This window comes from Streptomyces sp. SID14478 (genome assembly GCF_010548525.1).
In the GTDB taxonomy this organism is placed as follows: Bacteria; Actinomycetota; Actinomycetes; order Streptomycetales; family Streptomycetaceae; genus Streptomyces.
In genome coordinates this window covers 1-529 of the sequence record NZ_JAAGMG010000718.1, presented here as the reverse complement: position 1 = coordinate 529, position 529 = coordinate 1, and the positions used below count along the sequence as shown (strand labels likewise).

The 529-nt window shown below is 76.0% G+C and carries 1 pseudogene; it reads left to right on the top strand.

Annotated elements, in window-relative coordinates:
- Positions 1-54 precede the first annotated feature (54 nt).
- Positions 55-529: pseudogene (locus tag G3I40_RS23850) on the top strand (FUSC family protein); the annotation flags it as partial.

The window sequence follows — 529 nt, the reverse complement described above, 5'->3', positions numbered from 1 at the left end:
CGGGGTCCGGGGCAGAGCCCCGCAACGGTCCGCGAACCTCGCATAATGGCCGATATGCCGCCCCGCCTCGCACCCCCCGACTGGCTGGTCAGAACGCTCCGGCCGCAGAAGGCCCCCGTCCCCTGGGCGGCGGTGGGCCGGGCCGCGCTCGCCATGGCCGCGCCGCTGGCGATCGGCCTCGCCGCGGGGCAGCCCGCGTACGGCGCCCTGTCCTCCATGGGCGCCCTGTCCGGCGTCATCGGCGACACCGCCGACGCGTACCGGATGCGCATCTTCAACATCGCCGTGCCGCAGCTGTTCGGCGCGGTCGGCGTGACGGTCGGCTCCCTCGTGTACGGGCACGGCTGGGCGGCGGTCGCCGCGGTGACGGCGGTCGCCCTGGTCTCGGGGATGATCTCGTCGGTCGGCGCGGTCGCCTCGGTCTCCGGGCTGCTGCTCCTGCTCAACTGCGTGGTGGGCGCGGGCCTGCCGATGCCCGGCGACTGGTGGCTCGCGCCGCTCCTGATGACCGGCGGCGGCGCGCTGGTGC